The 18,183-nt window shown below is 68.0% G+C and carries 21 protein-coding genes and 2 tRNA genes; 17 read left to right on the top strand and 6 right to left on the bottom strand.

The genetic code is table 11. The features are described from left to right. The first annotated feature begins 67 nt into the window (after positions 1–67). From HF886_RS08815 to HF886_RS08835, 5 genes are all read left to right on the top strand, one after another. Complete coding sequence (locus tag HF886_RS08815; protein WP_169622367.1) at positions 68–1,084, top strand: iron ABC transporter permease; 1,017 nt, start codon at positions 68–70, stop codon at positions 1,082–1,084. Then, entirely contained in the window at positions 1,081–1,929 is an 849-nt protein-coding gene (locus HF886_RS08820) for a heme ABC transporter ATP-binding protein (RefSeq protein ID WP_169652110.1), read from the top strand. The genes HF886_RS08815 and HF886_RS08820 overlap by 4 nt, the downstream gene beginning before the upstream one ends. Before the next feature lie 134 nt (positions 1,930–2,063). Continuing rightward, a complete protein-coding gene (locus HF886_RS08825) occupies positions 2,064–3,068 on the top strand; it encodes a hypothetical protein (protein ID WP_169622209.1) in 1,005 nt (334 codons plus the stop codon). 2 nt (positions 3,069–3,070) lie between these two features. Next, positions 3,071–3,325 (top strand): DUF5703 family protein, encoded by a 255-nt coding sequence (locus tag HF886_RS08830; RefSeq protein WP_169622208.1) that lies wholly within the window; start codon positions 3,071–3,073, stop codon positions 3,323–3,325. 40 nt (positions 3,326–3,365) lie between these two features. Then, a complete protein-coding gene (locus HF886_RS08835) occupies positions 3,366–4,436 on the top strand; it encodes a quinone-dependent dihydroorotate dehydrogenase (protein ID WP_169622207.1) in 1,071 nt (356 codons plus the stop codon). 73 nt (positions 4,437–4,509) lie between these two features. Here HF886_RS08835 and HF886_RS08840 read toward each other — a convergent pair whose 3' ends face one another. Both HF886_RS08840 and HF886_RS08845 read right to left on the bottom strand, forming a co-directional pair. Further along, positions 4,510–5,052 (bottom strand): YbhB/YbcL family Raf kinase inhibitor-like protein, encoded by a 543-nt coding sequence (locus tag HF886_RS08840; RefSeq protein ID WP_169622206.1) that lies wholly within the window; start codon positions 5,050–5,052, stop codon positions 4,510–4,512. A gap of 32 nt (positions 5,053–5,084) precedes the next feature. Next, positions 5,085–6,437 carry a M20/M25/M40 family metallo-hydrolase gene (locus HF886_RS08845; protein WP_169652111.1) on the bottom strand — a complete coding sequence of 451 codons (1,353 nt, stop codon included), beginning with the start codon at positions 6,435–6,437 and terminating at the stop codon, positions 5,085–5,087. A 118-nt stretch (positions 6,438–6,555) separates the two neighbouring features. Between HF886_RS08845 and HF886_RS08850 the strand changes: the two genes are divergently transcribed. The 3 genes from HF886_RS08850 to HF886_RS08860 all read left to right on the top strand — a co-directional run bounded on the left by HF886_RS08850 (position 6,556) and on the right by HF886_RS08860 (position 7,821). After that, positions 6,556–6,641, top strand: a tRNA-Leu gene (locus HF886_RS08850). Between the two features lie 212 nt (positions 6,642–6,853). Next, a tRNA-Leu gene (locus HF886_RS08855) sits at positions 6,854–6,939 on the top strand. Between the two features lie 468 nt (positions 6,940–7,407). After that, on the top strand, positions 7,408–7,821 hold the full coding sequence (locus HF886_RS08860) for a lipopolysaccharide assembly protein LapA domain-containing protein (RefSeq protein ID WP_169621964.1): 414 nt from the start codon (positions 7,408–7,410) through the stop codon (positions 7,819–7,821). A gap of 29 nt (positions 7,822–7,850) precedes the next feature. On the opposite strand, the gene HF886_RS08865 is transcribed toward HF886_RS08860, so the two are convergent. Then, positions 7,851–8,795, bottom strand: coding sequence for a YafY family protein (locus HF886_RS08865; RefSeq protein ID WP_169621963.1), 945 nt, complete (start codon positions 8,793–8,795; stop codon positions 7,851–7,853). A 94-nt stretch (positions 8,796–8,889) separates the two neighbouring features. On the opposite strand from HF886_RS08865, the gene HF886_RS08870 reads away from it, so the two are divergent. Continuing rightward, complete coding sequence (locus HF886_RS08870) at positions 8,890–9,309, top strand: VOC family protein (protein ID WP_169652112.1); 420 nt, start codon at positions 8,890–8,892, stop codon at positions 9,307–9,309. Between the two features lies 1 nt (position 9,310). Continuing rightward, entirely contained in the window at positions 9,311–9,718 is a 408-nt protein-coding gene (locus HF886_RS08875) for a hypothetical protein (RefSeq protein WP_169621961.1), read from the top strand. Positions 9,719–9,799: 81 nt separating this feature from the next. Here HF886_RS08875 and HF886_RS08880 read toward each other — a convergent pair whose 3' ends face one another. After that, positions 9,800–10,042 (bottom strand): PLDc N-terminal domain-containing protein, encoded by a 243-nt coding sequence (locus HF886_RS08880; protein WP_169621960.1) that lies wholly within the window; start codon positions 10,040–10,042, stop codon positions 9,800–9,802. A gap of 86 nt (positions 10,043–10,128) precedes the next feature. Here HF886_RS08880 and HF886_RS08885 point away from each other — a divergent pair, with 86 nt between their 5' ends. The 3 genes from HF886_RS08885 to HF886_RS08895 all read left to right on the top strand — a co-directional run bounded on the left by HF886_RS08885 (position 10,129) and on the right by HF886_RS08895 (position 13,492). Beyond that, entirely contained in the window at positions 10,129–11,601 is a 1,473-nt protein-coding gene (locus tag HF886_RS08885) for an SDR family NAD(P)-dependent oxidoreductase (RefSeq protein WP_169621959.1), read from the top strand. 145 nt (positions 11,602–11,746) lie between these two features. Beyond that, positions 11,747–12,130, top strand: coding sequence for a universal stress protein (locus HF886_RS08890; protein WP_169621958.1), 384 nt, complete (start codon positions 11,747–11,749; stop codon positions 12,128–12,130). Between the two features lie 126 nt (positions 12,131–12,256). Beyond that, positions 12,257–13,492 (top strand): saccharopine dehydrogenase NADP-binding domain-containing protein, encoded by a 1,236-nt coding sequence (locus tag HF886_RS08895; protein ID WP_169652113.1) that lies wholly within the window; start codon positions 12,257–12,259, stop codon positions 13,490–13,492. A gap of 6 nt (positions 13,493–13,498) precedes the next feature. Here HF886_RS08895 and HF886_RS08900 read toward each other — a convergent pair whose 3' ends face one another. Continuing rightward, a complete protein-coding gene (locus HF886_RS08900) occupies positions 13,499–14,335 on the bottom strand; it encodes a mycofactocin-coupled SDR family oxidoreductase (RefSeq protein ID WP_169621956.1) in 837 nt (278 codons plus the stop codon). 408 nt (positions 14,336–14,743) lie between these two features. On the opposite strand from HF886_RS08900, the gene HF886_RS08905 reads away from it, so the two are divergent. Continuing rightward, positions 14,744–15,703 (top strand): sulfite exporter TauE/SafE family protein, encoded by a 960-nt coding sequence (locus HF886_RS08905; protein WP_169621955.1) that lies wholly within the window; start codon positions 14,744–14,746, stop codon positions 15,701–15,703. 76 nt (positions 15,704–15,779) lie between these two features. Then, positions 15,780–16,367 carry a hypothetical protein gene (locus HF886_RS08910; RefSeq protein WP_169652114.1) on the top strand — a complete coding sequence of 196 codons (588 nt, stop codon included), beginning with the start codon at positions 15,780–15,782 and terminating at the stop codon, positions 16,365–16,367. Between the two features lie 33 nt (positions 16,368–16,400). On the opposite strand, the gene HF886_RS08915 is transcribed toward HF886_RS08910, so the two are convergent. Then, positions 16,401–17,096, bottom strand: coding sequence for a winged helix-turn-helix domain-containing protein (locus tag HF886_RS08915; RefSeq protein ID WP_206038645.1), 696 nt, complete (start codon positions 17,094–17,096; stop codon positions 16,401–16,403). 64 nt (positions 17,097–17,160) lie between these two features. Here HF886_RS08915 and HF886_RS08920 point away from each other — a divergent pair, with 64 nt between their 5' ends. Together HF886_RS08920 and HF886_RS08925 are read left to right on the top strand one after the other, a co-directional pair. Continuing rightward, positions 17,161–17,619 carry an OsmC family protein gene (locus HF886_RS08920; protein ID WP_169621952.1) on the top strand — a complete coding sequence of 153 codons (459 nt, stop codon included), beginning with the start codon at positions 17,161–17,163 and terminating at the stop codon, positions 17,617–17,619. Further along, complete coding sequence (locus tag HF886_RS08925; RefSeq protein ID WP_169652116.1) at positions 17,616–18,032, top strand: hypothetical protein; 417 nt, start codon at positions 17,616–17,618, stop codon at positions 18,030–18,032. Before HF886_RS08920 ends, HF886_RS08925 begins: the two co-directional genes overlap by 4 nt. Positions 18,033–18,183: the final 151 nt, after the last annotated feature.

The following is an 18,183-nucleotide window of genomic DNA, read 5'->3' on the forward strand; positions in this document are numbered from 1 at the left end:
CGGCACCGCCGACGATCCGGTGGCCCCCGGCGGGACGGTCGAGAAAGCAGGCATCGGACGCACCACGATGGTCTTCGTGGGCCTCGGCGCAGCACTGCTGATCCTCGCTGTCGTGTCCGCATGTCTCGGGCAGGTGCCCACAAGTCCCGCGGAAGTGGTCGGAAGCCTGCTGCACCGCATCGGTCTGGACCTCGGGTCGATGCCCGCGCATCCCGCCGGCGAAGTGACGCTGTGGGAGGTGCGGTTCCCGCGCGTGGCGCTCGCCATGCTGGTCGGGGCGGCGCTCGGCTGCTCCGGGGCGCTTCTGCAGGGCATCTTCGCCAATCCCCTCGCCGAACCCGGCGTGATCGGGGTGTCCTCCGGAGCCGCGGTAGGCGCGTCCGCGGTCATCGTGCTCGGCGGCGCGTTCACCTCCGGATGGTCACTCGCGTGGGCGGCACTGCTCTCCGGTCTGGTCACCACCGCGCTCGTCTACATGCTGTCGCGTTCCGACGGACGTACCGAGGTCGTCACCGTCATCCTCACCGGGGTCGCAGTCAACGCCGTCGCCGGAGGTCTCATCGCCTTCTTCACCTTCGTCGCCGATCCCGCCGCCCGCGACCAGATCGTCTTCTGGCAACTCGGCAGCCTCGGCGGGGCCACCTGGGACACCGTCTCCGTGGTGGCGCCCCTGACCCTCGTGGGCGTCGCGGCCGCCGTCGTGCTGGCTCCCAAACTCGACCTCCTCGCGCTCGGCGAAAACGTGGCCCGGCATCTCGGCGTCGAGGTCGAACGGGTCCGCCAGATCTCGATCGTCGTGGTGGCGGTGCTGGTCAGCGCCGCAGTCGCCTTCACGGGAATCATCATGTTCGTGGGTCTGGTGGTGCCCCACCTGATGCGCATGCTCCTCGGCCCGGCGCATCGCGTGCTCGTCTGCGCGAGCGTTCTGGCGGGCGCCGTCGTTCTCCTCGCAGCCGATCTGGGCGCGCGCACCCTCGTCGAGAACGCCGACCTGCCACTCGGGATGATCACGGCGCTGATCGGCGGTCCGGCCTTCTTCTGGATGTTGCGCCGCACCCGCGCCGAACAGGGGGGCTGGGCATGAGCCGGCTGCTGCACCGACGGGAGGACCGCGCGGTACCGGCACGATCCGGGCCCGGCACCACCACCGTGCGCGCCACCGGGGTACGGCTGAGCCGGGGCACCCGGGAGATCCTCCGCGGCGTCGACCTCGAGGTGCGGGTCGGTGAGGTGCTCGCGCTCGTCGGCCCCAACGGTGCCGGCAAATCCACCCTGCTCGCCGCACTGACCGGTGACCTCCCGATCAGTGGCGGACGCATCGAGGTCGACGGACGACCGCTCGCCGACTGGTCTGCACTGGCGCTTGCCCGCAGGCGCGCGGTGCTGCCGCAGCACCATGCCGTCGGTTTCCCGTTCACCGCCCGGCAGGTGGTGCGCATGGGCCGTGCGGCATGGTCGCGCACCCCGCGGCAGGACGACGACGACCGGATCGTCGCGGACGCCTTCGCCACCTGCGACGTCACGCACCTCGCCGACCGGCCTTTTCCTGCGCTCTCGGGCGGCGAACGGGCCCGGGTCGCGCTCGCGCGGGTACTCGCCCAGGACACCGAAACGTTGTTGCTCGACGAGCCCACGGCAGCCCTCGACATCGGCCATCAGGAATCGGTGATGCAGGTCGTGCGGGATCGCGCCGACCGAGGTCACGCTGTCGTGGTGGTCCTGCACGACCTCGGCCTGGCAGCCGCCTACGCGGACCGGATCTGCGTGCTCAAGAACGGCCGGATCGCGGCCGACGGTCCACCCGCCGCGGTCCTGACCGAAGACCTCCTGGCGAGGGTCTACAACTATCAGGTTCGCGTGACGCAGCATCCGGAAACCGGGACTCCGCTCGTGCTCCCGCGGCGCGCCGGCACATCCTCCGGGATGTGAGCCGGGCGTCACAGGCACCGCGATCGCCCCGAGCCGGGTGCGGCGAGGCAACGGCGATCAGGAACACTGGAAGCAACGCGCCGCCGCGGAACGTGTCGGCGCGTGAAGCGACGCGACGACGAGGAGCGAGAACGATGGGCAGACCGGGTATCCGTGGGACCGCGCTGGTGTGGGGAGTCGCGGTGGCGGTACTCGCCGGCTGCTCGTCGGAGAATGCGTCCGACACGATCCAGACCATCGAACCCGCCACCCCCGCGTCCGCCCCCAGCGTGGCACCCGAGGCCGCCGGCAACGTTCGCCCGTTCGACTACCGGGTCGATGCCCTGATCGTCCAGCCCGACACCGGCACGTTGGTCGCCCTCGCCGACGACGGAGCCCGTCTGCTTCTGCTCGACGACGGCGCCGCCGAACCCCGCGTCGTGGACCTTCCTGCCGAGGCGGCGACCGTGGTCGCCGGACGGGACGGCACCGTGCTCGCACCCGGGTCCGGCGTCGTGGCGCAGGTCGACACCACCGACGGTGCGGTCACCGAAGTTTCCGTGGACGCCGACGCTCTCTCGGCTGCGGTCCTGAGCGACGGCCGGTGGGCGGTGGGCACGGCCGACGGCCGGGTCCTGGTCGTCGCGCCGGGCACCGGCGAGGTCGAAGAGACCATCTCGGGACTCGCCTCGACCGACCTGATCGCCGTCAGCGGCGACTCGGTCGCCGCTCTCGACCGCAGGCAGACCTCGCTCACCTCGGTCGATATCGAGGACGCGCATCTGGGTGCGGCGTTGCGGGCCGGACGCGGCGCGACCCAGCTGGCCACCGATCCGTACGGGCGCGTGCTCGTCACCGATACGACCGGCGAGGAACTGCTCGTCTACACCATCGACTCGCTCATCCTGCGGCAGCGCTACCCCGTCGGCCCCGCTCCGTACGCTGTTACCTACGACGAACAGCGTGATCTGGTATGGGTGACGTTGACCGGAAGCAACGAGGTGGTGGGCTACGATCTGTCGACCGGGACCGCGGAGGAACGCCATCGTTTCGCGACCGTGCGACAGCCGAATTCGGTTGCCGTCGACCCGGCTGATGGGACGCTGGTGATCGCCTCGGCGACCGGCGACGGACTGCAGAGGATCCCGATCGAAGGGTAGAGATGGCAAACGAGCGATTCAGCCGGTTCACCCGACTCCCCGTCGACTGGGACACCAGTAACGACGAATACGAATACGCACCGCTGCGGCTCCCGCGCGACGTGTCGCGGGTGAGTGCGTCGCTTCGCCTGGCGATCTCCGCCGAGTTCCACGGCTGGGAGTTGACGCGCCTGCGGCTCTATCCCGACGGCAGTCGCCGGGTGTTGCTGCGTCGCCGCAAGACCGGCCAACCTGTTCCCCACCCCACTGTCCGCTGATCCGAACCCCGGCCGCCGCCGGGCCCGCAGGGAGTTGTCCGTGTACCGCTTGCTTCTTCGGCTGATGTTCCTTCTCCCCCCGGAACGTGCGCACCACCTCGCGTTCTTCGCGATGCGTCTGGTGACGCGGTTCGCGCCCACCCGGGCACTCGTCTCGAAGGTTCTCGTCACCGACGACCCGATCCTGCGCAACACCGTCGCAGGGGTGGACTTCCCGGCGCCGCTCGGGCTCGCTGCCGGTTTCGACAAGGACGCCACGGGTGTGGACGTATGGGGTCCGCTGGGCTTCGGATTCGCTGAAATCGGCACTGTCACCGCGCAGGCACAACCCGGCAATCCGGTGCCCCGGCTCTTCCGGCTCCCCGCGGATCGTGCGCTGGTCAACCGAATGGGCTTCAACAACCACGGCGCAGGTGAGGCCGCCAACCGGCTCCGGCAGCGCCGCCGCACCGTCCCGATCGGCGCAAACATCGGCAAGACGAAGGTCGTGCCCGCAGAGGACGCGACCGCCGACTACACCGAGAGCGCGCGCCTGCTCGGGCCACTCGCCGACTTCCTCGTCGTCAACGTCTCGTCCCCGAACACTCCCGGACTTCGCGACCTGCAGGCCGTCGCGTCCCTGCGCCCACTGCTCGCTGCCGTCCTCGAGACCGTGACGGTGCCGGTGTTCGTGAAGATCGCGCCGGACCTGTCGGACGACGACATCGACGCCGTCGCCGATCTCGCGCTCGAACTGGGACTTGCCGGCATCGTCGCCACCAATACCACCATCCGCCGCGACGGTCTCCGCACCGACCGGGCGCGCATCGACGAGATCGGCGCCGGCGGTCTGTCGGGTCCCCCGGTGGCGGCTCGCTCGCTCGAGGTTCTGCAACGGCTCCACCATCGCGTCGGTGACCGTCTGGTGATCGTGTCCGTCGGCGGCATCGAAACCGCGGAGCAGGCGTGGGAACGCATCCTCGCGGGAGCCTCACTGGTGCAGGGCTACACCGGGTTCATCTACGGCGGCGGCCTGTGGGCACGCCGCATCAACAAGGGCATCGCGCGCAAACTGCGTGCCCACGGCTACCGGTCGATCGCCGATGCCGTCGGCGCGGGAGCCCGGGTGTAGCCCCCGGCGGAACCGTCACGGCGGGTGACATCGCAGCACATCACGTGCCTCGATGTCACCCGCCGTTGTAGATCTAGGCGACCTCGTAGGTCCCGGTGAGAAGTCCGCGCGCGATGGCGTGGCCGAAGACGTTGAAGCCGAGGAACGCCGGGCTCGAATCGGCCGTGACACCATCGAGAACGTCGACGTCGAGTGCGTGCACCGCGACGATGTAGCGGTGGTAGCCGTGACCCGCCGGAGGCGCAGCGCCGATGAATCCGTGCGCGCCGCCGTCGTGACGGAGCGTCACAGCCGACTCGGGCAGCCCCGGCGCTCCGGGAGTCCCGGCGCCCGTGGGCAACTCGGTGACAGTGACCGGAATGTTCGCGACAGCCCAATGCCAGAATCCCGAACCGGTGGGCGCATCCGGGTCGAACACCGTGACGACGAAACTCTTGGTCTCCGCCGGAAACCCGGACCAGGACAGCTGCGGCGAGACGTCACCGCCGCCGGGGATCCCGAACGCTCCGCTCGCCTGAGGAAGTTTCCATTCCTCACCCTCGGCGAAGTCTTCGCTGGTGACCTCGAACGTCGGCAACGCGGGCAGGAACTTGTACGGGTCGTAATCGAAGGCCATACCGGTCCTTTCGTGATCGGGATACAACTGGGTCAGGCGTGCATGAGGAAGTGTTCCATGACGCGGGTGCCGAAGTGCAGTGCGTCGACGGGGACACGCTCGTCCACCCCGTGGAACAGAGCAGCGAAGTCCAGGTCGGGCGGCAACTGCAGAGGCGCGAAGCCGAAGCACCGGATACCCAGTCGCGCGAACGCCTTCGCGTCGGTCCCGGCGGAGAGCATGTACGGCACGGTGCGCCCGATGGGGTCGTGCGCGAGGATCGCAGCGTTCATCGCGTCCACGAGATCGCCGTCGAAGGTGGTTTCGTACGACTCGAGGCTCGTGATCCATTCACGCGTGACATTCGGCCCGATCAATTCGTCCACGGTGCGTTCGAATTCGGCGAGGCGACCGGGAAGAATTCGGCAGTCGACCATCGCATGCGCGGTCCGGGGGATCACGTTGGCCTTGTAACCCGCGTCCAGCATGGTCGGGTTCGCCGTGTCGCGCAGGGTCGCGCCGACGATCCGGGCGATCGACCCGAGCTTCGCGAGGGTGCCGTCGAGGTCCGGGGACGACGGATCGAGGTCGAGTCCGGTCTCCTCCCCCACCACAGCCAGGAACTCCGCGACCGAATCGTTGACGACGAGCGGGAACGTGTGGGATCCCAGTCGGGCGACGGCTTGCGAGAGGACGGTGACGGCGTTGTCCTCGTGGAGGAACGAACCGTGGCCCGCGACACCGGTTGCGGTCAGCCGCAGCCAGCCCATTCCCTTCTCTGCCGTCTCGACCATGTAGAGGCGGCGTTCGCTGCCGTCGGGGCGCGGGACGGTGAGCGAGAAGCCGCCCACTTCCCCGACGGCCTCGGTGACGCCGTCGAACAGGTCGGGCCGGTGTTCGACGAGCCACTGCGACCCGTACTTGCCGCCGGCCTCCTCGTCGGCGAGGAAGGCGAACACGAGATCGCGGGGAGGAACGATGTTCTCGGCTTTGAAGTACCGCGCGACCGCGATCATCATGCCGACCATGTCTTTCATGTCGACCGCGCCGCGCCCCCAGACGTAGCCGTTCTCCACGGCACCGGAGAACGGGTGCACGCTCCAGTCGGCGGGTCCGGCCGGCACGACGTCGAGGTGCCCGTGCAGCAGCAGCGCACCGCGGGCAGGGTCGGCGCCCGCGAGACGAGCGAAGACGTTGCCGCGACCCGGCGCACCGGACTCGACGTAGACGGTCTCGTACCCCACCTCTTCGAGCAGCGAGGCCACCCATTCGGCACACTCGCGCTCGCCGCGGGTGGTCGCGGGATCGCCGGTGTTGGACGTGTCGAAACGGATCAACCGGGAGACGAGGTCGACGACCTCCGCCTCTGCCCGGGAGGGACGGTGAGCACTCGGGTGTGTGGCCATGCATGCATGTCTACCATTGCCCCGGTCCTGGATCAGTGCAGGTGAGGGTGCCGATTTGGGGCGGGCGCCTCGGTGGGATAGTCTTTCACAGCACCCGCCGGAGCGGGCGCAAGCATGAGTCCGAGTGGCGGAATGGCAGACGCGCTAGCTTGAGGTGCTAGTGTCCTATTAACGGACGTGGGGGTTCAAGTCCCCCCTCGGACACTCTGCGTTGAGACAGACGATGAAGGCCCCGAACCGCAAGGTTCGGGGCCTTTGTCGTGGTGCCGGCAGCTCCCGGTTCGTGGCTCCCGATCGGCCCCGACGGCCGTTCCTCCGCGATGTCGAGGCGTTTTGGGAATCGGCCCCGGCATGCGCTACTGTTTCTTCAGCGCCCGCGGGAGCGGGTGCTACCGGCATGTCCCTCGTGGACGTCGGTCCGAGTGGCGGAATGGCAGACGCGCTAGCTTGAGGTGCTAGTGTCCTATTAACGGACGTGGGGGTTCAAGTCCCCCCTCGGACACTCCCGGCAGTTCCACGAACTGCAACCACACGAGGTCACGAACTCGAAAGAGATTGTGGCCTCGTTTTTCGTATGTCCGCACCCGAATGCCTCGCACGAATCCGACCGCATGTCGTCGCCTTCATCGTCCTTCACTCCTCTGACTGCGCAGCGATCGTCCGGCTCGGTACCCCCACACGCACAGCTGACAGCCGGACACGCTCCCAGTCTGGGCGTGAGCACCGTTCGGCGAGCCGGGAGCGCATCCGTTTCCGGCCGGATCGCCGAGCGCCGGCGAGACCGCCGGAATCCCGGCCCGCTCCGTGAGGGGGTTTTGGGGGTTTAGATTCTGCATTTCTAGGGTTTCCGTATGGTGCGGTATTTCATTTCTCGCTCTGCCGGTTGCCGAGCTCGGTCGGAAGTCGACGTCAAGGGCACATGCCCGCCCGGAATCGGAGTAATCGGAGCGGTGCAGGGGTACCCGACGGCATGTCAACCAGCTCTCGAGGCCCAGGCGAGTCGAATCCCGACTACTCCCCCTCCCCGCAGCGCAGCGGCGCCTCCGTCCCTTCGTCGGGCACAACGCCGGACCCCGACTCCCCTGGTGATCTGCACCCCGACCTCGAACGGCGTAAAGGCATCAGGCACACCCGGACCGGTGCTCTCTGGAGTGCACTGCTGGCCGGCATCCTGATCTTGCTGTTGCTGTTGGTGTTCATCCTGCAGAACCTCGACAGCATCACGCTCGAACTGTTCGGGTGGGACTTCTCGCTGCCGCTGGGTGTGGCACTACTGTTCGCCGCGATCGCCGGAGCGGTGATCGTCGGACTCACCGGGGGCCTGCGGATCCTGCAGCTTCGGCACGCAGCCAACCGGCAGCGCACACTCACCACCGGACAGTAGGACGGAGACGAGTACGGCGGCCGAGAACATCAGCCGCCGTACCGCTGCGTGAGTTCGGCCCCGATCCGCGCGAGCGCACGCTGCACGGTGTCAGGAGCGAGCACCTCGACCGCCCCACCCCAACCGGCCAGATTGCGAGCGATGTCACGCGGGCTGGGTGCAGCGATCCGGACCCGGCTGCGCCCGTCGTCGCACTCGGCGTCGACGTGGCAGTGGCGACCGAAGTGGTCACGCAGGATCGGGACGTAGCGGGTCTCGATGAGGACGGTCGCCCAAGTCCCGGAACGCTTCTGCTCGACCTCGCCTACCACCTCGTTCCACGCCCGGTCGAGCGCGAAGTCGTCGGGACGTTCTGCGATCTCCTCGGTTGCTTCGACCTCGGCGATCCGATCGACGCGAAAGGTGCGCTGCCCACGCTCGGTGCCCGCGATCAGGTACCAGGTCTCGTCCTTGTCGACGAGGCCCCACGGAGCGACCGAGCGCACCGAGCGGTCCCCCAGCGCGTTGGTGTAGGTGAGTCGCACCTTCCGGCGACGCACCACGGCATTCTGCAAGACGTCGACGGTGTGCGGCCGCGGCCGGTCGAGCCGGCTCCACCCCGTGCGGTCACTCATCACGGCACCGGCAGCCGCTTCCGCGTCGGCCCGAAAGGTCTGAGGAAGGGCGCGGACGAGCTTGCGCAGAGCGGTCCTGGCCTCCCCCGAGATCGCGGCCGACGGACCGACCAGCAGAAACAGCGCCTGCGTCTCTGTGGCCGACAAGCCACTCAGGTCCGTGCGGGCGCCGCCGACCAGTGCCCAGCCACCACCACGCCCGGGTTGCGGGTAGACCGGAATCCCGGCGATCGACAGCGCTTCGAGGTCACGTCGGGCCGTCGCCACCGACACCTCGAGTTCGTCGGCGAGCTGCCCGGCGGTCACCCGCCCCCGCTGCTGGAGAAACAGCAGGGCCGCGACGAGCCGGTCTGCGCGCATGGCCCCAACTATCCCCGTAAAAGTGCTCAGTTGATGAGCACTTCGAGGAGAAAAGTGGATCTCACCGGAAAGAAACGAGAAAGGAACTGCTGCCATGCTGCGAGGACTGACCACCACCAATTTCGTCGTCGACGACCTCGACTCTGCCGTGAGCTGGTACAGCGAACTGCTGGGCATCGAGCCCTACTTCGTCCGTGAAGCAGAGGGGACGACGGCGTACGCAGAATTCCGCATCGGCGACTTCCAGCACGAACTCGGATTCGTCGATCGGCGGTTCACCCCTCCGGGCCGAGGCAGCGCGGAACTCGGCTCGGCGCTGACCTACTGGGCCGTCGACGACGTCGAGGCGGCATACGAACGCTTGCTGTCGATGGGCGCCACGCCACACGAGGACGTGACCGAGCGCGGACCGGGGTTCGTCACCGCGTCGGTCGTCGATCCGTTCGGCAACGCGCTCGGCGTGATGTACAACCAGCACTATCTCGACATCGTCGAGTCGACGAAGGGCTCCTGACATGGATGTCGTGGCGAGCAACGCCGAGGAATGGCGCGCATGGCTGGACACCCACGGCCGGTCCGAGACCGAAGTGTGGTTGATCATCGCGCACAAAGGCAGCGGCAGGCCGAGCCTGCGATACCACGAGGCGGTCGAGCACGCACTCTGCTACGGATGGATCGACGGTCTGCACCGCAAACACGACGCACACAGCTCGCGGCTCCGGTTCAGCCCCCGGCGGCCGAGGAGCACGTGGAGTGCGCTGAACCGGGAACGCGCCGAGCGGATGGTCGCGCAGGGTCTGATGACCGAGGCAGGGCAATCAGCGATCGACCTCGCCAAAAAGCGGGGCACCTGGCAGCCGACGCCCGGCACAGCGCCCGTCGATCGGCGCGAAGGGGCGCAGGTCCGGGACCGTCGCCGCTGAGTCGGATCATCGGACGAGTGAGGCCCCGAACCATGTCGGTTCGGGGCCTCACTCCGTGCTGTCGGCGTCCGCGACAACCGTTCAGGGTCGGCGTCCCTTGCGGAAGTAGCGGATCGGTCCGAAGAAGTTCACCGCGATCACCAGCGCCCACTTGAGTTTGCTGCCGTTGACCTTCTCCGCCGGACGTGTCGCGAGGTCCGCCCAGGCCGTCGCCGCCAAGGACAACTGCACCGACGCGAGTGTCAGAACCAGTGCCTGCTTCCACGGAGGCATCTCGGCAAACCTGGTCTTCTTCGACGTCCGTGTCGTCACGGTCCGGCTCATCGTTCCTCCTGGTGTGGCATAGCGATATCGGGCGCGACAACCACGCCCGATATCATTATTGGTACAGCACCACACGGAAAAGGCAGATGAACCCCCAAAGCGACACCCTGACTTCGACCAGCGAGACCTTCGGTACCGATCGCATCGATCCCGCCGACCTCGAAATCTGCCTGAGAGTTCTCGACCAGGCCGCCGAACTCCACGCCGAGCATCCGGACGCCGTGACCGTGCAGCGCGCGGTCGGGCACATGTTCAAGAAGTTCAAGCAGATGCGGCGTAAGGAAACCCGTGGGCGCAAGGCCGCGGCGGACCGAGAGGTGATCTCGGCGACGGCCACCGGGTCTCCCCAGCGGATCGACGACGAAACCGCCGGGGTCCCGATCACCTCCTCGACGAGCGGTGCGAGTGCGGGTACGCTGTTGCGTCCGCGCCCCTGCTACATCTGCAAGGACCGCTACACGCAGGTGGATGCCTTCTACCACCAGCTCTGCCCGTCGTGCGCGGCCGAGAACCACGCCAAACGCGACGCCCGCACCGACCTGACGGGTCGCCGCGCGCTGCTCACGGGCGGTCGTGCCAAAATCGGTATGTACATCGCGTTGCGACTGCTCCGCGACGGCGCCCACACCACCGTGACCACCCGGTTTCCCAACGACGCGATCCGCCGTTTCTCCGCGATGGAGGACAGCGGCGACTGGCTGCACCGATTGCGTGTGGTCGGAATCGACCTCCGCGATCCCGCCCAGGTCGTCGCACTTGCCGAGGACGTGGCCGCGCAAGGCCCTCTCGACATCCTCATCAACAACGCGGCCCAGACCGTGCGCCGCTCCCCCGGTGCCTACTCGGCGCTCGCCGACGCCGAATCGGGCCCCCTGCCGGCGGGACCGCTTCCCGAAGTGCTCACCTTCGGGAAGCCCTCCGACGCGCATCCGGCGGCGCTGACCGGTGCACTGCCCGCGGAGTTGTCCGGTGACGCGCTGACCTCACTCGCGCTCGTGGCCGGGTCGGCGACACCCGAACGGGTCGCCGCCGGCATTGCGGTCGACGCGGGCGGCCTGCTTCCCGATCTCGTGCACACCAACAGCTGGGTGCAGACCGTCGGCGAAGTGGAACCGCTCGAGCTTCTCGAGGTGCAGCTGTGCAACTCGGTGGCACCGTTCATCCTGGTCAACCGGTTGCGGCCGGCCATGGCGGCCTCCCCCGCCCGCCGTAAGTACGTCGTGAACGTCTCCGCGATGGAGGGTCAGTTCGCCGGCCGCCGGTACAAGGGCGCCGGGCATCCGCACACCAACATGGCCAAGGCCGCGCTGAACATGCTCACTCGCACCAGCGCCGAGGAGATGCTCGAGGACGGCATTCTCATGACCGCAGTCGACACCGGCTGGATCACCGACGAGCGTCCCCACCACACCAAGATGCGACTGGCGGAGGAAGGGTTCCACGCTCCTCTCGATCTGGTCGACGGTGCGGCCCGCGTCTACGACCCGATCGTGCAAGGCGAGGCCGGTACGGATCTGTACGGCTGTTTCCTCAAGGACTACCGTCCCGCCCCGTGGTGATGCTCCGGGTGTCGGCCCGCGTCTGCGACCGGGCCGACACGAACACGGTTTGGAGGCCCGTTGCACACCGTCAGGTGACGCGAGCGGACCTCGAGCACGGAGATAATGGACAAGGTCGTCGCCGTTCCACCGCCCGAGGAGAGTTATGTCTGTCGCTGTGGTCCATACCGATAGCCCGGAGGGTCGTGCCGCACTCGTCGCCGCAGCGCGTGAAGCGGCCGATCGGGACGAGCGGCTTGTCGTCCTTCACGTTCTCGACGACGACGGTGCTGTCGCCCGGGCACAGGAGGAGAAGGTGCGCGCCGCCGTCCGCGAGGTCCTCGGGAACGACGACTGGGATCTGTGCACCGAGGTGCACGACGGTGATCGGGTCGGCGCCGTGATCGATCTCGTGGCCCGCACCGGAGCAGAACGAGTCGTGGCGGGAAGCCGCGGCAAGAACGCGGTCGGCAAGTTCCTCCTCGAACGCCCGCTACAGCGGTTGCTGATCGAGGTCGGGGTTCCGGTCCTGATCGTCAAGGCAGCGTGAGCCGGATTCGGGAGTGCCGGTAGTTCACCCGACGCCCTGAGGCGTCACGCTCGCGGTCGGTTCTGCGACGTCCCACGGATGTGACGCGCTTCGCACCCGGACTTACCCGGCAGTAGGGTGAGTCACATGACTGCCTCACGTGACCTCGACATCGTCGTCTACGGCGCCACCGGATTCGTCGGGCGGCTGACCGCTGCCTATCTCGCCGCGCACCTGCCCACCGGCGTCGCCGTCGGACTGGCCGGCCGGTCCGCCGATCGACTCGAGAAAGTGCGTGTGGAGTTGGGCACCGACTGGCCGCTGATCGAAGCCGACTCCGACGACCCGGTCTCCCTGGCGTCACTGGCACGCGCGACGCGCGTGGTCATCAGCACCGTCGGCCCGTACGCCAAATACGGTCTGCCACTGGTCGAAGCGTGTGCCGAAGCCGGAACCGACTACGTCGATCTCACCGGCGAAGTGCTGTTCCACCGGGAGAGCATCGATCGATTCGACGACGTCGCCCGGCGCACGGGTGCACGCATCGTCCACTCGTGCGGTTTCGATTCCATCCCCTCCGATCTGGGCGTCCACGCGCTGTTCCGGGCGGCGGAGGCGGACGATGCCGGTGCCCTCACCGACACGACGTTCGTACTGACGTCGCTGCGCGGCGGGGTCAGCGGGGGCACGATCGACTCGCTGCGACTGCAACTCGACGCCGTGCGCAAGGATTCTGCCGCCCGCAAGATCGCGGCCCGGCCGTACTCCCTGTCCCCCGACCCCGCACAGGAACCCGACCTCGGGCGCCAGAACGACTTCGCGATGGTCGACGGCAAGTCGATCGCCCCGGAACTGTCGGGCTGGAAGGCGCCGTTCGTCATGGCGTCCTACAACACGCGGGTCGTGCGCCGCAGCAACGCGCTCACCGGGTGGGCGTACGGGAAGAAGTTTGCGTACCGGGAGGTGGTGAGCGTCGGCTCGTCCGCGTTGTCTCCGGTGCTCGCCGGCCTGGTCGCGGCGGGGAGCGGAGCACTTGCGGCAGGATTGGCGTTTCCGCCCACCCGTTTCCTGCTCGACAAGGTGCTGCCCGCTCCGGGTGAAGGCCCGTCCGAGAAGACCCGGGAATCGGGCCATTTCACCGTCGACCTCTACACGACAACAGAATCCGGCGCACGCTACACCGCACGGTTCGCAGCGCAGGGCGACCCCGGCTACAAGGCGACCGCTGTCATGCTGGCGGAGTCTGCGCTCTCGCTCGCCTCGGGTGGGTCCGCCCTGCATGCGGGCGGCGGAGTCCTCACGCCTGCGGTCGCATTCGGCGACGTACTGACCGAGCGCCTGCGCGACGCCGGTTTCGAAATCTCCGCACGCCGCCTCCCCTGACCGAGGTCAGCCGCTGGTCCTGGCGGCGTTGCCGGCGTCGACGGGGATCACGACGCCACTGAGGTGAACGCTGTCCTCGGCCGCCAGGAACAGCACTGCCCGCGTGACTTCGAAGGGATCGAGCCACGCGACGGGTTGCACGTGAAGGGAGCGGAAGACCGGTTCGACGTCGTCGGCTGTCGGGGATTCCAGATCCGGACGCATGTGGCCGTAGAGCGTCTCGTTGTGGATCATGGGGGTGCTGATGTTGCCGGGTGCGACAGCGTTGACCGTGATGCCGTGCCTTGCGAGATCGAGTGCGGCACTCTTGGTCAGGCCGATCACGCCCCACTTCGAGGCGGAATAGGCGGCAGTGTTGGTGCCGCCCTGACGGCCCAGCATCGAGGAGACGGTCACGATCCGGCCGTAGCCGCGTTCGATCATTCCCGGCGCGACCGCTCCGATGGTGTTGAACACTCCGGTGAGATTGCTGCCGAGGACTTCGTCCCACTGTGCGGTCGTGGTGTGCTGAACCGATCCCATGAGCGTCACCCCCGCGTTGGCGACCGCGATATCGATCCGGCCGAACGCGGAGATACCCGCCTCGACAGCGGCGTTCATCGCGTCCCGATCCCCCACATCGCCGTGCACGACCACGGACCGTGTCCCGGCCTTCTCGACCATGCGAGCGGTCTCCGCAAGATCGTCGGCAGTGGCCATCGGGTAGCTGAGAACGTCACGGTCCTCGCAACGATCGAGGAGGACGACGTCGGCTCCACGCTCGGCGAAGGCCACCGCGTGCGCACGGCCCTGTCCTCGTGCGGCGCCGGTGATGAATGCAACTCTGCCTTCGAATCCGTTCACGCGATTCCTCCAAGTCGTTCCGGTGTGCCCGTAGACCCGCCAGTAAGCCACGGGGCCCCGAACCGTCTCCCGCCGGTCTCACACATCGGGATTACCGGGCGGTGCCGAAACGGCTTTCCCAGATTTTCCGGTGGACGCTGTTGCTGTCTGCGGAACGGGTTATGCTCGACCGGTCGCCGCGAGCAGTGGTGACATCGACGACATCCGAGGACGGTAGCGTGCACGCGACGAGCATCGAGGCGGCTCCGGCCACCATGCTTGCGCTCATGCCGTTCTGGCCTACGCGTCGTGGCGCGTGTTTCGACTGTCTGTGTTGCACCGAGGTCTGTTGCTGAGCGGTTCGACCGCTCCTTTCGGTTCTCACCACCGAGCACAGCTCGGGTACTTTCGGACTTCGGAGCTCTGCTCATGTTCAATTTGCTCGTATTCACCCTTGTCGGCGTCGGTGCGCAGCTCGTCGACGGCGCCCTGGGCATGGCGTTCGGCGTCACCGCGACCACCCTGCTGATCTTCAGCGGTGTCGGTGCCGCTCATGCGAGCGCGGCGGTGCACCTCGCAGAAGTCGGGACCACGCTGGTCTCCGGCGCGTCGCACTGGCGGTTCCGCAACATCGACTGGAAGGTCGTGCTGCGACTCGGTGTTCCCGGAGCGATCGGCGCGTTCCTCGGTGCGACGGTGTTGTCGAGTCTGTCGACCGAGGCAGCGGCACCCGTGACTGCCGCCATCCTGCTGGCGATCGGCGTGTATGTCGCGCTGCGGTTCTCGGTGCGGCCGCCGGCGGTCGCGCACGCCCGGACCTCGCCGCACACGGCGAAGTTCCTCTCCCCTCTCGGCTTCTTCGGCGGCTTCGTCGACGCGAGCGGCGGTGGGGGCTGGGGTCCGATCACGACCAGCACATTGCTGTCGCGCGGCAAAACCGCCCCCCGCACCGTGATCGGCTCGGTGAGCGCCTCCGAGTTCCTCGTGGCCGTCTCGGCGAGCATCGGATTCCTCGTCGGCCTCGGGCACGAGTCCCTCGGGAATCTGCTGGTGGTCGCCGGTCTGGCTCTCGGCGGCGCCCTGGCGGCTCCGTTCGCCGCATGGCTGGTGAGCCGGGTACCGGCCACGTTGCTGGGTACTGCCGTCGGTGGGGTCATCGTCCTCACCAACGCCTACAAGCTGCTCGGCGTCGCCGACGCCGGACCGATCGCGTCGGCCTCGGTGACGTGCGCGATCGTGGGCGCCTGGATCGCGTTGCTGGCAGTGTCGTGGAAGCGTTCGCGCCTGACTCCGGCCGAGTCCTCCGGGGCGCTGGAGCGCCTCGGTGTGCCCACGCCTGTCCCCCTGCGCGAAACTGTGATCGACGGCGCGGGGAATCCGCGCCCGTAACCGGTTCGGCCGAGCAATGTCCGCTCCCCTCGCCATACCCCACCACCGGGCCCGCCTGATCGCTACTATCCCCGGCGTGACACAAAACCGAATACACATTGTTGCCGCTCTCCTTGCGGGCGGACTGGTACTCGCAGCGTGTTCGGCGGGCTCCCCCGCGGAGGCCGAGACCGGTGGTCCTCGCGATCTCGCCGCCTCCGACTCCCCGGAGAGCAGCGGACCGGACTACGTGGCCGCGGTACGCGCCCGTTTCGTGGATTGCGAGGCGATCGGTGCGACGGTCACTCCCTATGTCGCCGGCCTCGTGTCCACACCGTCGGACAGGTTCGACCCGTCCCGCGTGTACTGCACGTGGGGAAACCCGGGTGCGTCCGATGCCGGCGGCTCACGCGGCGTCGAGATCCTCATCGAACCGGGCAACGGTGTCGTCGCGACCGCTTCCGCCGCGACCACCGGACTCGAGATGATTCCCGACGAGCAGATCGAATCCTTGGGCGGCCTCGCCTACAGCATGTCCGTCTCGACCGCGGGGACCGCCTTCTCGGCGACGAAAGTCGAACTGCCCCAGGTGTCGGTGTCGATCACCGTCGGGGGCAGCGCCGCGCAGCCGACACCGAGTGGACCTGCCGCTGTCGAGATCACGAAGAAACTGCTCGGGTTGTAACGCCGAGCGACCGCGGCACCGCCGACGACCCGATCAGACTGACGCGAGGGTGTCGCCGTCGACACCCCAGTGCTTCTCGAGCGCGTCCCGCCCCGCAGGACTGACCGCGAGACCACGACCGCGGCGGGCGGGCAGTACCCAGCCGGCCGCGAGAGCGTGACTCGCGAGGACGGCGCCGAGTCGTCCTGCGAGATGTGGCCGCCGCTCCGTCCAGTCGGGACACGCCCGGCAGAGCGGTCGGCGGGACGACGCGCCTGCCGCGAGGTCGAGGCCGATGCCGCCGAGCCGGTTGAGCCCGAGATCGGTCGCCTCCAGCCCTCTTTCCTCGCACAACCACCCGGCCTGGACCATTGCGTCGGTCAACGCGACGCCGAGACGCCCGGCGAGATGGTCGTAGCACAGCCGTGCCTGCGCAAGGTCTTCGGCCTGACGAGATTGCCGGTACGACACCACCGGAGCAGAGGGGCACAGATGGCCGAGCTGTTCGAGCGCAGCGGCGATGGTGGGACCGGCGATGCGGTAGAAGCGTTGCCGGCCGCGTACCGTGCCCACGATGAGGCCGGCGTCGCAGAGAATCGCCAAATGCCCACTCGCAGTGGATGGGCTGACCCTCGCAGCCGCAGCCAATTCCGATGCCGGCCGACTCGATCCGTCCATGAGCGCATTGAGCACGACCGACCGCGCGGGGGCCGACAGCGCGTGCCCGATCACCGAGAAGTCTTTACTCACAACACAACTGTAGAACGGGGAAAGTTCGGCGCACGCCGAAACTTTGCAGGGATACGGTGCCGACATGACTCGACACCACTACAGCGCGCATATCGAATGGCAGGGCACGACAGGAGCAGGGTACGGCGGGTATTCACGCACTCACACCGCCACCGCTCCACCGGCAGCCCAGCAACTTTCCCTCAGTGCTGATCCGGCGTTCCGCGGGGACGCGGACCTGCTGGACCCCGAGCAGCTCCTGGTCACCGCCGCCTCGTCCTGCCAACTGCTCTCGTTTCTCGCGGTTGCTGCTCAGGCCGGCCTCGACGTGCTCTCCTACGAGGACGCCGCCACTGCGGTGCTCGATACCGGTAGCGCCCCTCCGCAGATAGCCGAAATCCGGCTCGCACCCATGATTCGCGTCGCTCCGGGAACCGATCACGAGAAGGTCCGCACCGCTGCCGCCACCGCGCACCGCGGGTGCTACATCGCGAACACGCTGAAGTGTCCCGTTCAGGTCGAGGTGACGGTGATCGACGCATGAGCACCCTCCGCGATATCGAAGTAACACTCCCCGACGAGCCCGGCGTCCTCGCGCATTTCGGTGAGCTTCTGGGCCGGGCGGGAGTGAGCCTCGAAGGCGGTGGCGTCTTCACCTTCCGAGGTACAGCGATCGCCCATTTCCTCGTCGGCGACGCCGAGACCGCGAGTCGCGTGCTCGACACGGCAGGCGTCGGGCCGGTGACGATCCGGCCCGTGGTGATGCTCGCGCTCGATCAGGAGGTGCCCGGTCAGCTGGGTGCCTTCACGCGCTGCCTTGCGGACGAAGCGATCAATATTCTCGTCCAGTACAGCGACCACGACCACCACCTCGTCATCGTCACCGACCCAGCACGACACGAGGACGCCCGACACGTCGCCGCAGAGTGGACGACCCGGTCGCAGCGAAGCGGGTGACTGCGCGATCGGCACGCCCCTGCGCACCGATCGCCCGATACCCGCCACGAGGCCACACACGGTGCACTACCTTGAAGCCAGAGCGCGACCGAATTCGATTGCCCGACAAGGACAATCGGTGCATTCGCGTGGATTGTCCGCACTGGGCCGG

Source organism: Rhodococcus sp. 105337, from assembly GCF_012844225.1.
Taxonomy (GTDB): Bacteria; Actinomycetota; Actinomycetes; order Mycobacteriales; family Mycobacteriaceae; genus Rhodococcus.

Excerpts from the sequence above, each read along its gene's own strand:
- HF886_RS08840 (WP_169622206.1), bottom strand. The coding sequence starts at position 5,052 with ATGGCCTTCGATTACGACCCGTACAAGTTCCTGCCCGCGTTGCCGACG.
- HF886_RS08895 (WP_169652113.1), top strand. The coding sequence starts at position 12,257 with ATGACTGCCTCACGTGACCTCGACATCGTCGTCTACGGCGCCACCGGA.
- HF886_RS08875 (WP_169621961.1), top strand. The coding sequence starts at position 9,311 with ATGGATGTCGTGGCGAGCAACGCCGAGGAATGGCGCGCATGGCTGGAC.
- HF886_RS08820 (WP_169652110.1), top strand. The coding sequence starts at position 1,081 with ATGAGCCGGCTGCTGCACCGACGGGAGGACCGCGCGGTACCGGCACGA.
- HF886_RS08860 (WP_169621964.1), top strand. The coding sequence starts at position 7,408 with ATGTCAACCAGCTCTCGAGGCCCAGGCGAGTCGAATCCCGACTACTCC.
- HF886_RS08825 (WP_169622209.1), top strand. The coding sequence starts at position 2,064 with ATGGGCAGACCGGGTATCCGTGGGACCGCGCTGGTGTGGGGAGTCGCG.
- HF886_RS08920 (WP_169621952.1), top strand. The coding sequence starts at position 17,161 with ATGACTCGACACCACTACAGCGCGCATATCGAATGGCAGGGCACGACA.
- HF886_RS08880 (WP_169621960.1), bottom strand. The coding sequence starts at position 10,042 with ATGAGCCGGACCGTGACGACACGGACGTCGAAGAAGACCAGGTTTGCC.
- HF886_RS08890 (WP_169621958.1), top strand. The coding sequence starts at position 11,747 with ATGTCTGTCGCTGTGGTCCATACCGATAGCCCGGAGGGTCGTGCCGCA.
- HF886_RS08845 (WP_169652111.1), bottom strand. The coding sequence starts at position 6,437 with ATGGCCACACACCCGAGTGCTCACCGTCCCTCCCGGGCAGAGGCGGAG.
- HF886_RS08885 (WP_169621959.1), top strand. The coding sequence starts at position 10,129 with ATGAACCCCCAAAGCGACACCCTGACTTCGACCAGCGAGACCTTCGGT.
- HF886_RS08870 (WP_169652112.1), top strand. The coding sequence starts at position 8,890 with ATGCTGCGAGGACTGACCACCACCAATTTCGTCGTCGACGACCTCGAC.
- HF886_RS08925 (WP_169652116.1), top strand. The coding sequence starts at position 17,616 with ATGAGCACCCTCCGCGATATCGAAGTAACACTCCCCGACGAGCCCGGC.
- HF886_RS08865 (WP_169621963.1), bottom strand. The coding sequence starts at position 8,795 with ATGCGCGCAGACCGGCTCGTCGCGGCCCTGCTGTTTCTCCAGCAGCGG.
- HF886_RS08830 (WP_169622208.1), top strand. The coding sequence starts at position 3,071 with ATGGCAAACGAGCGATTCAGCCGGTTCACCCGACTCCCCGTCGACTGG.
- HF886_RS08815 (WP_169622367.1), top strand. The coding sequence starts at position 68 with ATGGTCTTCGTGGGCCTCGGCGCAGCACTGCTGATCCTCGCTGTCGTG.
- HF886_RS08905 (WP_169621955.1), top strand. The coding sequence starts at position 14,744 with ATGTTCAATTTGCTCGTATTCACCCTTGTCGGCGTCGGTGCGCAGCTC.